Source organism: Rhizobium sp. GCM10022189 (assembly GCF_042656325.1).
Lineage (GTDB): Bacteria > Pseudomonadota > Alphaproteobacteria > Rhizobiales > Rhizobiaceae > Rhizobium.
Genome location: NZ_JBHSOR010000049.1, coordinates 855,983 through 869,303, shown reverse-complemented (window position 1 = coordinate 869,303; position 13,321 = coordinate 855,983). Strand labels below are relative to the sequence as shown.

Below are 13,321 nucleotides of genomic sequence, written 5' to 3'. Positions count from 1 at the left end.
GTCGGGCAGATCGGTGCGATCACATCGCCAGCGGCTCGATGAGATCCTCTTCGCAGAAGACGAGGTTCTGTGGATAGCCCTGCTTCAGGTAGATATCCCGATCCGCCTTGTTGGCGACGAAGACCGCGGCCCGCTCGGCGGCGCCGTCCGGCATATCGCCGGCATTGTGGACGACTTCGATATTGGCCCGCAGCCCCAGTTCCCGCAGCAATCCCTCGATCGATGCCGGGTCGGTCATGCCGTGAAGAACGAGCCGGTTGACTTCCGCGGCCGAATTCGTCGCCCAGGCCAGGGTCTGCACCGCCGCCATCAGCGGCAGCTGGCCCCTTACGCCGGCCACGTCCGGATGGTTGCCGAAACCGGCAAAGCAGAGCCGCGAATAAAGCTCGTATGACTTCAGATATTCCTTCTTGGCGAACCAGAAGCGCAGGGCGACCGCCATCCGGTTGAAGGTGAAGTGCTTGATCATGGCCTCGTACTGGACAACGGACTGCTGGTCGAAAGGCAGCTTGCCGCGCTTGACGCCGAGATTGACCATATATTCCAGGCCGCCGCGATAGCGGTCCCAGGCCGTCAGCAGTTCGTCATTGCCGGCCTGCGGACGGTCGCGCGGAATGGTCGATACCGTCACCGCCCGATAGAAGGGCGTCTTGCGGAAGGCGATGGCGCCCTGGTCGAGATAGTGGGCGAGATGCGAGAAGGCCCAATAGGAGAAATAGCGCGGCACCCAGGCCGAACGCAGGGCCGATGCGCGATAGATGCCGATTTCCGGAAACACGTGGCTCTCGACCAGGAAGGCGAAGACCCCGAGGAAGTTGCGCCGCTCGTATTTCGTGTCCGCCTTCACGTCGTAGAACAGGGTCTGGTCCACCTTCTGCACTTCGTCATGCAGATACCACGGGGCGTAGCAGGCGGTGACGTCGGGATTGGCGTCGAGATATTTGATCGTATTGACGATGCCGCCGATGATCAGCATGTCGTCGTCGGCCAGATAGATATTGTACTCGCCGCGCGCGTGGCGGAAGGCGCTGGAGAGGTTCGGCTCGTAGCCGAGGTTCTCCTCGCGGCGGAAGTAGCGGATCGGCAGTCCCTTTTCGATATAGCGGTCCACGACTTCGCGCGTATTGTCTGTCGAGGCGTTGTCCGAGATGACGATCTCGTACTTGTAGGGAATTTTGTAGTCGGTGACGAAATAGCGTAGCGCCTTGTCCAGGAACACAGCGCGATTGAATGTGGGCAGGCAGATGCTGAGTTTTATGGCGTCCACGATTTTTCTCCGCTGTCGTAAAGGTCGTAGGTGGCGTCGCGATCGTTCATGATGACGGGTTCGAAGGGCCACTGGATGGAAAATGCCGGGTCGTTCCAGCGAACTCCGCGCGTGAGTTCCGGCACATAGACCTCCGACATCTGGTAGAAGAGGCGGCAATCGTCTTCGAGCGTCAGGAAGCCGTGTGCGCAGCCGGCCGGGATGTAGAAGGCGTTGTGTTTTTCCGCGTCGAGTTCGACGGCGGCCGATTTCAGGTAGGTCGGCGAATCGCGCCGCAGGTCGAGCGCGACGTCGAAGACCCTGCCGCGCGTGGCGCGCACCAGCTTGTTCTCCGGCCGTGGGTGGGCCTGGTAATGCATGCCGCGCAAGGTGCCGCGCTTGTGGCTCTGCGAGACGTTGCACTGCGGGTAGACGGGCGCGAGACCATGGTCGGCAAAGCTCCTGGCATCGAAAGTCCGCGCGAACATGCCGCGCTCGTCGCAATAGGCATCGACTTCGACGACGAAGGCGCCCGAGACCGCGGTCGGGAGGAACCTCATCCGATCACCGTCAGTTCCGGCACGGCGACGGCGAAGCGCCCGCCCCAGGCACCGACCCTGCTATTGGCCGCCACGACCTCGTTCTTGATGTTCCACGGCAGGATGAGGACGTAGTCCGGCTTCGTCTCGTCGAGCTTCTCGGGCGCGTGGATCGGCAGTTTGCTGCCCGGCAGGAAATGCCCCTGCTTGTGCGGATTGCGATCGACGACATAGGCGATGAGATCGGTGCCGACGCCGCAGAAATTCAGGAGCGTGTTGCCCTTGGCGGCGGCGCCGTAGGCCGCGACCGTCTTGCCCTCGCGCTTGGCCTGCTTGAGGAAGGCAAGCAGACCGTCCTTGATCGGCGCGACACGGCTCTGGAAGGCTTCGTAGGTTGCGACCCGGTCGAAGCCGGCGGCCGCCTCGTCGGCGCGCACCTTGGCGACGCCGGGGCAGAGGGGATGGGCGGTGGACCCGGTGCGGCAGGCCAGCACGCGCAGGCTGCCGCCATGCGTCGGCAGCTCTTCCACGTCGAAAACCCTCAGGCCGTGGGCGGCAAAGACCTTTTCGACGGCGAGCAGCGACAGATAGTAGAAATGTTCGTGATAGACGGTGTCGAACTGGATGTTCTCGATCAGCCGCAAGAGATGCGGAAATTCGACGCTGACAACCCCATCCGGCTTCAGCACGGCCGAGAGCCCGCCGACGAAATCGTTGATGTCGGGAACATGCGCCAGCACGTTGTTGCCGATGACGATATCGGCGGCAAGGCCGCGGGAAACGAGGTCGGCGGCGGTCTCCTTGCCGAAGAAGCGCGCCTCCGTCGGCACGCCGGCCTGGCGCGCCACATCGGCGACGTTTTCGGCGGGCTCGATGCCGAGCACCGGCACGCCGGCGGCGACGAAATGCTTGAGCAGGTAGCCGTCGTTGCTCGCCACTTCGATGACCTGCGACGTCTCGTTCAGGCCGAAGCGCTGGCGCGCCATGATCGTGAACTGGCGGGCATGTTCCACCCAGCTGTCGCTATAGGAGGAGAAATAGGCGTAGTGGCTGAAGATGTCTTCCGGCGGCACGAAGGCGTCGGCCTGCACCAGCCAGCATTCGGAGCAGACGAAGGCGCGCAGCGGATAGGAGGGTTCCGGCTGCCTGAGCTGCTCCGGCGTCAGATAGGCGTTGGCAAGCGGCGTCGAGCCGAGGTCCACGAAACTGTGCTTCAGGGGAGCGCCGCAGAACCGGCAATTATGCGCTGTCATGATCTTGCTTCCTCATAGGCCGCGATCTGGCTGAGCGAGAAGGCGCGCATGTCGGCGCCCTCGCGGTTGGCCTTGTACCAGGCGGCGGTCCAGTCGATTGTCTGCTGCAGGCTGAGGCGCGGGCGCCAGCCAAGGGCGGAAAGGGCTAAGGCGGAGCTCAGCGTCAGTGCCGGCGCTTCCGGCAGGTGCTTGCCCGGTGCCTGCTCCCAGACGTCGTTGACGCCATGGGCAAGGCCGAGCGCTTCGGCAAGTTTCGAAACCGTGGCGAAGCTTTGCGGGTCCGGCCCGAAATTGAGCGCATCGGGCAGTTCACCGCCGTCCGAAAGCGTCAGGGCCTCGGCGAAGGCCAGATAGCCGCCGAGCGGTTCCAGCACATGCTGCCAGGGGCGGATCGCCTGCGGGTAGCGGAGCTGGATCGGTTGGCTGCTCTCGAAGGCGCGGATGAAATCCGGAATCAGCCGGTCCTTGGACCAGTCGCCGCCGCCGATGACATTGCCGGCGCGCACCGTCGCGACCCGGATGTCACGATCCTTGAAGAAACTGTCGCGGTAGCTCTGCACGACGAGTTCCGTGCAGGCTTTCGAATTGGAATAGGGATCCTTGCCGCCGAGCGTATCCGTTTCGACGAAGGGGATGCCGCTGCCGTTGTTCGCATAGACCTTGTCGGACGTGACGACGATCACCGTCTTGACCGAGGCCGCCTCGCGCACCGCATCGAGGACGTTGGCTGTCCCCGTGACATTGGTGGCAAAGGTTTCCGAAGGGCTTTCGTAGGAGCGCCGCACAAGCGCCTGCGCTGCCATGTGGATGACGATCTCGGGCTCGCTATCGACGAGAATCTGCTTGAACGCGGCCGTATCGCGGATATCGGCGATATGGTGGTTCTGCCCGTTCCAGGGCGAAAGCCGGACATAGAGAGAGGGATCGGTCTCGGGCTGCAGCGAAATCGCCGTCACCTCCGCCCCGAGCTTCTCCAGCCACAGCGAGAGCCAGGATCCCTTGAACCCCGTGTGCCCCGTCAGGAACACACGCCTGCCATTCCAGAAATTCGTCAGGCCCATATTTTCCACGGCGCCTTTCCGGAACTCCAGAGTTCTTCGAGCTGCTGGCGCTCGCGAAGCGTATCCATCGGCTGCCAGAAGCCGTTGTGGCGGAAGGCGGCCAGCTGCTTGTTCGCCGCCAGCCATTCCAGCGGGCCAGCTTCCCAGATAGTGTCGTCGCCCTCGATGAGATCGATGACGGAAGGATCGAGCACGAAGAAGCCGCCATTGACGCGCTGACCGTCGCCCTTCGGCTTCTCGATAAAGGCGGTGACCACGTCGTCTTCGATATTGGTGGCGCCGAAGCGGCCGGGCGGCGTTACCGCGCACATGGTTGCCTTAAGTCCGTGGCTGCGGTGGAAGGCGATTTCCGAGGCGATGTCGATATTGCCGACACCGTCGCCATAGGTCATGCAGAAAGGCTCGTCGGGATTGAGGTGATTGCGCACGCGCTTGAGGCGGCCGCCGGTCATGGAGTTCGTGCCGGTATCGACGACCGTCACGCGCCAGTCCGGCTTGGAACTCTTGTGGTATTCGATCGCGTTGGTCGCAAGGTCGACCGTGATGTCGCTGTGGTGCAGGAACAGGTTTACGAAATATTCCTTCAGCATATAGCCCTTGTAGCCGGCACAGATGATGAAGTCCTTCAGGCCGTGATGGGCGTATATGTTCATGATATGCCAGAGGATCGGCTTTTCGCCGATCTCGACCAGGGGCTTGGGCCGCACGCTGGTCTCTTCGGCGAGGCGCGAACCAAGACCACCCGCCAGAATTACGACTTTCATTTCAAGCGAACTCCAAGCTCTCGAATAAAATTCACGGCCGCCGGCATCGCCTTGCAAATATGTCCGGTATGCGGGCAACGATCTCCAAGGAGCGGCACGGCAGTCACTTCATCGTGAAGCCGGTATCCGATTTCGTTCTTGTGCGAGGCTTGCTTCAGGCCGCGAGAAAACAGCCGCCGGCCGGCCGCTCATCGCCGGCCCGGCAGGGCGGCTTGTCGATAGTGTCTTGGAATTGCTTGCTGTTTGGCAACGCCGCGTGTCCGCGTCGTGCGCCTATGATTTTTTAGGGGTAAGAAAAGCGTTCTCGGGGAACGCGGAATTCAAAGGATCCGGTCGATCTTCTTCTGGATATGCAGGTTGGGCATCAGGCCGGCCGTATGCGCGGCCCGATAGGCGTTGCGCGCAGCATCAAAGGTCACGCCCCACATGATGGCGCTCAGAAGAAAAGCGATGATGTAGACCTGAATCCGCATGGAGCCATCGAAATGGAGCAAGTTGGCATTAATGTGGCGATTCTGAAGCAGCCCGCTCCGGGGCGGCTCTCGACAGAAGCTATTGAAGAACAAGCTCTTTCGAGAAAGGAAATGGTGCCCAGAAGAGGACTCGAACCTCCACGCCTCGCGGCACAGGTACCTGAAACCTGCGCGTCTACCAATTCCGCCATCTGGGCGACGGAGAGCCATGTAAGGGGGTGGCTCTTTACTGTCAACAGGGTTTTTGAAGTTTTCCTGACAGTCTGTGAAAAAGCTTCATGAGGCCGCGCTCGCTCCCCGCTGGCCGGTGGATGGCGCAGCGCGATTTTCCACCTATATAGGGATAGTGGAAAGGAACGTGCCATGTTCGACCTTCGCCCCGTTCTCCTTGCCGGCCTGCTCGCCGCGGTGCCGCTGGCCGGCGCCAGTGCCGCCTCGCCGTCGCTTGGGCCTGTCAATACGCAATCGACGATTTGCGACTATCGAGGCTGCTTCGGTTTCGGTCCGCAGCAATGGCACCGCCCGGCCTATGTCCAGCCGAATTTCCGCCCGCCGAATGCCGCCGGCCCGAAATACTATCAGCCGCCGGGAACCTTGCCGCCGAGGCTGACCTACGATCCGCCGCCGCTGCAGCGCGTGCAGCCCTCGGCGGAGAACCAGGCCCGCCATGTGGAATGGTGCCGCAATGAATACCGGTCCTACAATCCGCGCACGGATCGTTTCCTGACCTTCGAAGGCATCTACAAGACCTGCCGTTCGCCCTATCGTTGAGCGTCAGCTCTCCAGCGAGGCGCGGTCGGCATGGCCGAGATCGCGGTCGGGCTCGATGATGTCGCGCACCCGCTGTTTCAATTCCTTCGGCCCCGGAAAGCCGCCGTCGCGCTTGCGCTCCCAGATGAGCTCGCCATTGACGCGGATCTCGAAATTGCCGCCGGTGCCGGGAATGAGCGCCACTTCGCCTAGGCTGTCGGTAAAGGTCTGCAGCAGTTCCTGCGCCATCCAGCCGGCGCGCAGCAGCCAGTTGCATTGCGTGCAGTAGAGGATGGTCACACGGGCTTTGTCGGTCATGGCGGGCTCCCTTTTCTGCTGGATTTAGAGGCTTGCGTAAGGCGCCGCAATGCTTCCGCGGCCGAATCGGCGGGCGGAAAGTTCGGATTCAGTCTTTTTTGATAATTTTCCGTTAGCTATTCCGGATTGGTGTCTTCGCGGATGGGTGAAGCGCCCCGGTTGTTGTCTTGCGTCACGGTGCTCATGCGTTCCACGGCTGTCCCAGCGATCCTTCTTGCCTGCCTCGCTCTGGCGGGCTGCTCGTCGGCTTCCGGTCCGGAAAGTCTTTCGGCCGGCGTCACTCCGAAACTGTCGAAGGACATCACCGCTTCCGTAACCCCGCCGCCGGCATCCGTGCCGCAGGCCGCGGTTGCTGCGGCCGAAACGGACGATGCGATGCCGCAGGCAAGCCTCGCCTGGGAAGCGCCTGTGCCGGAGCCGCGCGCCTTCTCGGCGATGACGCCTTCCGCCGTCTCGCAGCCCGGAATGCCGGTCCCGAGCGAACGTCCCGTGGAATTCGCCATGGCCGCCGCACCCGCCATCGAGCCGCCGACGCGCGGCCGCTCGCGCGTCTACGGTTACGGCTTCCGTGATGCCAAGCCGATCAACTTCGGCAAGATCTCGCCGCGCAAGCTGGCTGTCCACGGCGTCGATGTCTCGCGCTGGCAGGGGGATATCGACTGGGAGACGCTCAGGACCCGCGGCGCAAACTTCGCCTTCATCAAGGCCACGGATGGCGGCGACCATCTGGACCCGATGTTCAGGACCAACTGGCGCCGCGCCAAGGAAGCCGGCATCAAGCGCGGCGCCTATCACTTCTTCTACTGGTGCCGCACGGCCGGCGAACAGGCCGACTGGTTCATCCGCAACGTGCCGCGTGATCCCGATGCGCTGCCGCCGGTCATCGACGTGGAGTGGAACGGCGAATCGAGCTGCAAGGTAAAGCTCTCGCGCGCCCGCGTACTGGAAAAGATGCAGGTCTTCATGGAGAAGATCGAGCGCTACTATGGCAAGCGCCCGATCATCTACACGGCCCCGGATTTCTATGCCGACAATCTCGAGGGCGCCTTCCCGAACTATCATTTCTGGCTGCGCGCGGTCGCCCAGCATCCGTCGAAAGTCTATCCGGGCCGCAAGTGGCTCTTCTGGCAATATTCGGGCTCGGGCCTGTCGCACGGCGTCGAAGGCCGGATCGACCTCAATGTCTTCCGCGGCAGCGAGGAAGAATGGCACCGCTGGGTGGCGGGGCTTTAGGGAAATCGGAATCTGAAACGCGGTGCCGCCGGGCACCGCGTTTCATCGCAGGCGTCAGAGCCGTGCCTCGAGCACCAGGTTGAACGGTGTGGCCATTGCCCGGCGGAACCGTGTGAAGCCTGCCTTGCGGAAGATGTCAGCCAGCCGTTTCTCCCCCGCCTGCGCGCCGAGCACGATATGGCCGCCGTCAGAGATCGCGTGGGCGCAGCAGATCGTCGTCGAGGCGGCGTAGTACATGCGTGCGACCGGTGAAATATTGTCGCCGACGGCGTCCTTTGCGTATGGCTCGACCAGCATGACCGTCCCGTCGCGGGCAATCGTCTTGGCCGCGTGTTTTGCGACGGCCAACGGGTCGCCCATATCGTGCAGGCAGTCGAAGAAGCAGATGAGATCGTAGCCTGAGCCCGGATAGGTATCCGCCCGCGCCGTCTCGAACGTGACCTTCCGCATCCCGCCCGCCTTGGCTGCAACCTGCCGAGCTTCTTCGAGCGATTGCGCATGCGAATCGAAGCCATGAAAACGCGAGGCTGGAAAGGCCGCGGCCATCAGTGCCGTCGAATGCCCGTGGCCGCAGCCGACATCGGCGACCAGCGCGCCGGCCTTCAGCTTTTCGACCACGCCATCGAGCGCCGGCAGCCATTCGGAAACGAGGCTTGCCTTATAGGCATTGCGATAGAGCGAGGCGACACCGCAATAAAGCCGCCCGTCATGGTCGCCCCAGGGGATGCCGGCTCCTGTGCGAAAGGCATCCAGCGCCTTGTCCTCGTCGGCCCACATCGAGGCCGGGATTGCCCAGGCTGCCGCCAGGAAGACCGGGCTGTCCTCCTGTGCCAGCACCATCGCGTTTTCCGCCGGCAGTTCGTAGCTGTGGCTGGCGCTGTCGTAGATCACATAGCCGCCCGCAACCTGCGAGCCCAGCCATTCACGGATGTAGCGCTCCGCGCATCCCGTGAGCGTCGCAAGCTGGCGCGAACTGACGGGACCGGCCTTTGCCATCGCCTTGTAGAGGCCGAGCCGGTGCCCGATGCTGACCATCACGCCGCCATAGCCGGCAGAGAGGTCGCCGATTGCCCGTGAGACGATGAGGTCGAGCCTGGCTGCATCGATCGTCCCGTGTCTTATCTGATCCATTTTCTTCTCCTGTCGAAATATTCGGAATGCGAAATGAATGACAGGAGGCAAGGCCGGGCGGCAGAGCGGCATGGACCACAAGCGGGCCATTTGCGCCAATCTGCGCGTCGGTGTAGGCAGAAGGGCGAATGACGCGGCCGTTTCTTCCGGGGGATCAGATGCAAACCGGTGCCGATCCAGCAGCATCCGACTCTCTTCATGTGAGCCTCGTGGCCATCCCCGAGGCGGTGGTCTCGACACTCGGCGGCATTTTCGATGTCATGAACGCCTTCGCGGTCCTGCCGGCGGCGAGCGATGTCATCCGCGGCGGCCCGCCTTTTCGCGTGGAAATCGTCGGCGTCACTGCCGAGCCGCTGGAGCTTGCGAGCCGGGTGCCGATCACCGTCCAGCGCAGCATCGCATCGCTCGACCACACCGATATCATCATCGTCCCCTCCGTCCTGTTGCCGGCGGACGGGTGGAGAAAGGGGCGCTATCCTGAACTGATCGCATGGGTCCGTGCCATGCATGCCCGCGGCGCGCTGATCTGTTCGGCCTGTTCAGGGCTCTTCCTGTTGGCCGAAACCGGGCTCTTCGACGGCATGGATGCCACCGTGCACTTCGGTTACGCCGATGCCTTCCGGGCAAGTTTTCCGCAGGTGCCCGTCCATCCGGAGCGCGTACTCGTCGTCTGCGGCAGGCGCGAGGAGTTGATCAGTTCCGGTGCCTCGATGACCTGGCATGACCTTGTTCTTTACCTGATTGCACGCCATGCCGGCGCTTCGGCGGCGCAGGCGATCGCCCGCTTCTTTGCGCTGCAATGGCACCAGGACGGGCTCGCCCCCTACATCGTCTTCGAGGGGCGCAGGGACCACGGCGATACCGCCATCCAGACCGCGCAGGAATGGATCTCCAGCCATTTTTCGGTCGCCAATCCCATCGAAGAGATGGTTCGCCGCGCCGGCCTGACGGAGCGAACCTTCAAGCGTCGCTTCACCCAGGCGACCGGTGTCAGCCCGATCGCCTACATACAGCGCTTGAGAGTGGAGGACGCCAAACGGCGGCTGGAGCGCACCGATATGCCAGTCGACGAAATCAGCTGGCAGGTCGGCTATGAGGAGCCGGCCTTTTTCCGCCGGCTCTTCAAACGCATGACGGGCCTGGCGCCCGGCACCTATCGGCGCCGGTTTCGCATGCCCGATTATGCCCGGCCGGCAAAAGGCTGAAGGGCTTACTCGTCGCCCATCTTGAGCGCGGCGATGAAGGCTTCCTGCGGGATCTCCACCTTGCCGAACTGGCGCATGCGCTTCTTGCCTTCCTTCTGCTTTTCCAGAAGTTTGCGCTTGCGGGTGGCGTCGCCGCCGTAGCACTTGGCCGTCACGTCCTTGCGCAGCGCCGAGATGGTTTCGCGGGCGATGACGTTGCTGCCGATCGCGGCCTGGATCGGGATCTTGAACATGTGCTTCGGGATCAGCTCCTTCAGCCGCTCGCACATGTCGCGGCCGCGCTTTTCGGCGGCCGCACGGTGCACGAGCATCGAAAGCGCGTCGACCGGCTCGCCGTTGACGAGGATCGACATCTTCACGAGGTTGCCTTCGCGGTAGCCTTCCAGATGATAGTCGAAGGAGGCATAGCCCTTGGAGATCGATTTCAGGCGGTCGTAGAAGTCGAAGACGACTTCGTTGAGCGGCAGCTCGTAAGTCACCATCGCGCGGGTGCCGACATAGGTCAGCTCGGTCTGGATGCCGCGCCGGTCCTGGCAGAGCTTCAGGATGCCGCCGAGATAATCGTCCGGCGTCATGATCGTCGCCTTGATCCACGGTTCGCGGATTTCGGCGATCTTGACGACATCGGGCATATCGGCCGGGTTGTGCAGCTCACGCTCGCTGCCGTCGGTCATGGTCAGCTGGTAGACGACCGATGGTGCGGTTGCGATGAGGTCGAGATCGAACTCGCGCTCCAGGCGCTCCTGGATGATTTCGAGATGCAGGAGGCCGAGGAAGCCGCAGCGGAAGCCGAAGCCGAGTGCGGCAGACGATTCCATTTCGAAGGAGAAGGATGCGTCGTTGAGGCGAAGCTTGCCCATCGCCGCACGCAGGTCTTCGAAATCGGCCGCATCGACCGGAAACAGGCCGCAGAAGACGACCGGCTGCGCCGGCTTGAAGCCCGGCAGGGCTTGCGCCGTCGGGCGCTTGTCCTCGGTGATCGTGTCGCCGACGCGGGTGTCGGCCACTTCCTTGATCGAGGCGGTGATGAAGCCGATCTCGCCGGGGCCGAGGCTGTCCACATTGACCATTTTCGGCGTCAGCACGCCGACGCGTTCCACCTGGTACTTGGCGTCCGTGCCCATCATGCGGATCGTCTGGCCCTTGGAGAGCACGCCGTCGATGACGCGCACCAGGACCATGACGCCGAGATAGGTGTCGTACCAGCTGTCGACGAGCAGCGCCTTCAGCGGCGCCTTCTCGCCGCCCGGGCTCTTCGGCGCCGGCAGCTTGTGGACGATCGCTTCGAGCACGTCGGGAATGCCGAGGCCGGTTTTGGCCGAAATCAGCACGGCTTCGGACGCATCGATGCCGATCACTTCCTCGATCTGCTCCTTGATGCGGTCGGGTTCGGCCGCCGGCAGGTCGATCTTGTTGAGAACGGTGACGAGCTCGTGGTTGTTGTCGATCGCCTGATAGACGTTGGCGAGCGTCTGGGCTTCCACGCCCTGCGAGGCATCGACGACGAGCAGCGAACCTTCGCAGGCCGACAGCGAGCGTGAGACTTCGTAGGCGAAGTCCACGTGTCCGGGCGTGTCGATGAGGTTCAGCACATAGGTCTCGCCGTTATTCGCCTTGTAGTGCAGGCGAACGGTCTGGGCCTTGATGGTGATGCCGCGCTCGCGCTCGATATCCATATTGTCGAGCACCTGCTCGGACATCTCGCGCTCGGCAAGTCCGCCGGTCGTCTGGATCAGGCGGTCGGCAAGCGTCGATTTGCCGTGGTCGATATGGGCCACGATCGAGAAGTTGCGGATATGGGATAGCGGAGTCGTCGAATTGGTGCTCATGCGCGCCATATAGCAGCGCGCTCACCGCCCGCAAAGCGGTAATTATACCGGGGTTTACCCTATTTTGCGGACTGCCGGGCGCGGCTCAGACCGGCCACGTCTCCAGCCGCCAGGCCGAATCCCAGAACATCCATTCATATTGGGAGGCGCGCACGAAAGCGTCCATCATCTGCCGGCGCTCTGCCGGCGAGGCGGCGCGGGCGGCGATATCGGTCAGCGCGATCACCTCGCGGGCACCTGCGGCGAACTGCGGATCGCCATAGGTGTTGATCCAGGCCTGGAAGATATTGCCCTCGATCGCCGGCCGGCTCTTGATGCCTTCGCCGACATGCCAGTAGATCCAGAAGCAGGGCAGAATGGCCGACAGCGCCACCGCATAGGAGCTGTGATAGGCCGTTGCCAGCAGGAAATTCGTATAGGCAAAGCAGGAAGGCGAGGGCACGGCACCCGTCACGTCGGCGCTCGAAATGCCGAACTGGGTGAGGAAGCCGGCATGCAGGCCCTGCTCGACGGTGATCGCCTTCTGGGCCGAGCCGAGGAAGCGCAGAACCTGGGCATTGTCGGGTGCCTTGGCGGCGACGATCGCCAGGCAGCGGGCATAGTGCTTCAGGTAGATCGCATCCTGCAGGATGTAGTGACGGAAAATCTCCGGCGGCAGCGTGCCGTCCGAAAGCCGTTCCAGCAGCGGCAACCGCTCGATCTCGGCCATGATGGGCCTGATCCGCTCCCAGGCGGCCGCCGTGAAGCTTTCCGTCGTTTCAGTTCCCTGCGTCATGCCGTCCATATCGCTCTCCGTTCCTGAATGCCGATGCCATATATCGGCGGCGCCGTGGTGAGAAGCAAGGCGGCTCGCGGGGGCTTGATTCCATCATCGGATCCTGTATTTCTCTTATAGTAGAATTTTGGATTCAGATAATGGAACAGGAACTCGAACAGGCGATCGGCATCCGCATTCGCACGCTCCGGCTGGAAAAGAGCCTCACGCTGGATGATCTCGCCGTGGCCTCCGGCGTCAGCCGCGCCATGATTTCGCGCATCGAACGCGCCGAAGCGAGCCCGACGGCCTCGCTTCTGGCAAGGGTCTGCGCAGCGCTCGGCCTGTCGCTGTCGGAGTTCTTCGCCGAGGAGGGGCAGGAGGCCTCGCCGCTGTCGCGCCGCCAGGATCAGCAGGTCTGGCGCGATCCGGAAACCGGCTATATGCGCCGCGCCGTCTCGCCGCCGGGCACCGCTTCCGGCGTTGATATTGTCGATGTCGAGTTTCCGGCCGGCGCGCGGGTCAGCTTTCCGCCGCACGCTGCAAGCCGCGGCATGACGCAGCATGTCTGGCTCTTCGATGGCGAGCTGGAAATGACCGTCGGCGAAACGGTCTATCGCCTCAAGCCCGGCGATTGCCTCTTCATGCCGGTCGGCGACGGCCATGTCTTTCACAATCCGGGTCACGCTCCGGCACGCTATTGCGTCGTGCTGGATCACGGCACCCGCTAGAGCAGTTCCGGCAAAAGCGTGAAACGGTTTTGCG

At 63.0% G+C, this 13,321-nt stretch carries 14 protein-coding genes and 1 tRNA gene; 4 read left to right on the top strand and 11 right to left on the bottom strand.

What is annotated here, in order from left to right; genetic code table 11:
- Positions 1-19: 19 nt before the first annotated feature.
- The 7 genes from ACFPWW_RS25395 to ACFPWW_RS25365 form a co-directional block, all read right to left on the bottom strand.
- A complete protein-coding gene (locus ACFPWW_RS25395; RefSeq protein WP_112565105.1) occupies positions 20-1,267 on the bottom strand; it encodes a glycosyltransferase family 2 protein in 1,248 nt (415 codons plus the stop codon).
- A complete protein-coding gene (gene rfbC, locus ACFPWW_RS25390) occupies positions 1,255-1,806 on the bottom strand; it encodes a dTDP-4-dehydrorhamnose 3,5-epimerase (protein WP_112565108.1) in 552 nt (183 codons plus the stop codon). Before rfbC ends, ACFPWW_RS25395 begins: the two co-directional genes overlap by 13 nt.
- Positions 1,803-3,038, bottom strand: a complete 1,236-nt coding sequence (locus ACFPWW_RS25385; RefSeq protein ID WP_377313744.1) for a methyltransferase domain-containing protein — start codon at positions 3,036-3,038, stop codon at positions 1,803-1,805. Before ACFPWW_RS25385 ends, rfbC begins: the two co-directional genes overlap by 4 nt.
- Positions 3,035-4,099 (bottom strand): CDP-glucose 4,6-dehydratase, encoded by a 1,065-nt coding sequence (gene rfbG, locus ACFPWW_RS25380; RefSeq protein ID WP_377313851.1) that lies wholly within the window; start codon positions 4,097-4,099, stop codon positions 3,035-3,037. Before rfbG ends, ACFPWW_RS25385 begins: the two co-directional genes overlap by 4 nt.
- Entirely contained in the window at positions 4,090-4,863 is a 774-nt protein-coding gene (rfbF, locus tag ACFPWW_RS25375; protein ID WP_112565673.1) for a glucose-1-phosphate cytidylyltransferase, read from the bottom strand. Before rfbF ends, rfbG begins: the two co-directional genes overlap by 10 nt.
- 320 nt (positions 4,864-5,183) lie before the next feature.
- Positions 5,184-5,336 (bottom strand): hypothetical protein, encoded by a 153-nt coding sequence (locus ACFPWW_RS25370; RefSeq protein ID WP_377313742.1) that lies wholly within the window; start codon positions 5,334-5,336, stop codon positions 5,184-5,186.
- A gap of 112 nt (positions 5,337-5,448) precedes the next feature.
- A tRNA-Leu gene (locus tag ACFPWW_RS25365) sits at positions 5,449-5,533 on the bottom strand.
- A 166-nt stretch (positions 5,534-5,699) separates the two neighbouring features.
- On the opposite strand from ACFPWW_RS25365, the gene ACFPWW_RS25360 reads away from it, so the two are divergent.
- Positions 5,700-6,107, top strand: a complete 408-nt coding sequence (locus ACFPWW_RS25360) for a BA14K family protein (RefSeq protein ID WP_112565114.1) — start codon at positions 5,700-5,702, stop codon at positions 6,105-6,107.
- Positions 6,108-6,110: 3 nt separating this feature from the next.
- Here ACFPWW_RS25360 and ACFPWW_RS25355 read toward each other — a convergent pair whose 3' ends face one another.
- Complete coding sequence (locus ACFPWW_RS25355) at positions 6,111-6,404, bottom strand: SelT/SelW/SelH family protein (protein ID WP_112565116.1); 294 nt, start codon at positions 6,402-6,404, stop codon at positions 6,111-6,113.
- A 183-nt stretch (positions 6,405-6,587) separates the two neighbouring features.
- On the opposite strand from ACFPWW_RS25355, the gene ACFPWW_RS25350 reads away from it, so the two are divergent.
- On the top strand, positions 6,588-7,637 hold the full coding sequence (locus tag ACFPWW_RS25350) for a GH25 family lysozyme (RefSeq protein ID WP_377313740.1): 1,050 nt from the start codon (positions 6,588-6,590) through the stop codon (positions 7,635-7,637).
- A 54-nt stretch (positions 7,638-7,691) separates the two neighbouring features.
- Here ACFPWW_RS25350 and ACFPWW_RS25345 read toward each other — a convergent pair whose 3' ends face one another.
- The gene (locus ACFPWW_RS25345; protein WP_377313738.1) at positions 7,692-8,768 is read right to left on the bottom strand and encodes a class I SAM-dependent methyltransferase; all 1,077 of its coding nucleotides are present in this window, start codon (positions 8,766-8,768) and stop codon (positions 7,692-7,694) included.
- A 158-nt stretch (positions 8,769-8,926) separates the two neighbouring features.
- Here ACFPWW_RS25345 and ACFPWW_RS25340 point away from each other — a divergent pair, with 158 nt between their 5' ends.
- Complete coding sequence (locus ACFPWW_RS25340; protein WP_377313736.1) at positions 8,927-9,973, top strand: GlxA family transcriptional regulator; 1,047 nt, start codon at positions 8,927-8,929, stop codon at positions 9,971-9,973.
- A gap of 5 nt (positions 9,974-9,978) precedes the next feature.
- Here ACFPWW_RS25340 and lepA read toward each other — a convergent pair whose 3' ends face one another.
- Both lepA and tenA read right to left on the bottom strand, forming a co-directional pair.
- A complete protein-coding gene (lepA, locus tag ACFPWW_RS25335) occupies positions 9,979-11,811 on the bottom strand; it encodes a translation elongation factor 4 (protein ID WP_112705713.1) in 1,833 nt (610 codons plus the stop codon).
- Between the two features lie 76 nt (positions 11,812-11,887).
- Complete coding sequence (tenA, locus tag ACFPWW_RS25330; RefSeq protein WP_377313734.1) at positions 11,888-12,586, bottom strand: thiaminase II; 699 nt, start codon at positions 12,584-12,586, stop codon at positions 11,888-11,890.
- Between the two features lie 131 nt (positions 12,587-12,717).
- Here tenA and ACFPWW_RS25325 point away from each other — a divergent pair, with 131 nt between their 5' ends.
- Positions 12,718-13,287 (top strand): helix-turn-helix domain-containing protein, encoded by a 570-nt coding sequence (locus tag ACFPWW_RS25325; protein WP_112754074.1) that lies wholly within the window; start codon positions 12,718-12,720, stop codon positions 13,285-13,287.
- Positions 13,288-13,321: the final 34 nt, after the last annotated feature.

What these genes read in the sequence shown, in the direction of transcription:
- ACFPWW_RS25385 (WP_377313744.1), bottom strand. Translation starts at nt 3,038, where the DNA reads ATGACAGCGCATAATTGCCGGTTCTGCGGCGCTCCCCTGAAGCACAGT.
- tenA (WP_377313734.1), bottom strand. Translation starts at nt 12,586, where the DNA reads ATGGACGGCATGACGCAGGGAACTGAAACGACGGAAAGCTTCACGGCG.
- lepA (WP_112705713.1), bottom strand. Translation starts at nt 11,811, where the DNA reads ATGGCGCGCATGAGCACCAATTCGACGACTCCGCTATCCCATATCCGC.
- ACFPWW_RS25325 (WP_112754074.1), top strand. Translation starts at nt 12,718, where the DNA reads ATGGAACAGGAACTCGAACAGGCGATCGGCATCCGCATTCGCACGCTC.
- ACFPWW_RS25350 (WP_377313740.1), top strand. Translation starts at nt 6,588, where the DNA reads ATGCGTTCCACGGCTGTCCCAGCGATCCTTCTTGCCTGCCTCGCTCTG.
- rfbF (WP_112565673.1), bottom strand. Translation starts at nt 4,863, where the DNA reads ATGAAAGTCGTAATTCTGGCGGGTGGTCTTGGTTCGCGCCTCGCCGAA.
- ACFPWW_RS25360 (WP_112565114.1), top strand. Translation starts at nt 5,700, where the DNA reads ATGTTCGACCTTCGCCCCGTTCTCCTTGCCGGCCTGCTCGCCGCGGTG.
- rfbG (WP_377313851.1), bottom strand. Translation starts at nt 4,099, where the DNA reads ATGGGCCTGACGAATTTCTGGAATGGCAGGCGTGTGTTCCTGACGGGG.
- ACFPWW_RS25370 (WP_377313742.1), bottom strand. Translation starts at nt 5,336, where the DNA reads ATGCGGATTCAGGTCTACATCATCGCTTTTCTTCTGAGCGCCATCATG.
- rfbC (WP_112565108.1), bottom strand. Translation starts at nt 1,806, where the DNA reads ATGAGGTTCCTCCCGACCGCGGTCTCGGGCGCCTTCGTCGTCGAAGTC.
- ACFPWW_RS25340 (WP_377313736.1), top strand. Translation starts at nt 8,927, where the DNA reads ATGCAAACCGGTGCCGATCCAGCAGCATCCGACTCTCTTCATGTGAGC.
- ACFPWW_RS25355 (WP_112565116.1), bottom strand. Translation starts at nt 6,404, where the DNA reads ATGACCGACAAAGCCCGTGTGACCATCCTCTACTGCACGCAATGCAAC.
- ACFPWW_RS25345 (WP_377313738.1), bottom strand. Translation starts at nt 8,768, where the DNA reads ATGGATCAGATAAGACACGGGACGATCGATGCAGCCAGGCTCGACCTC.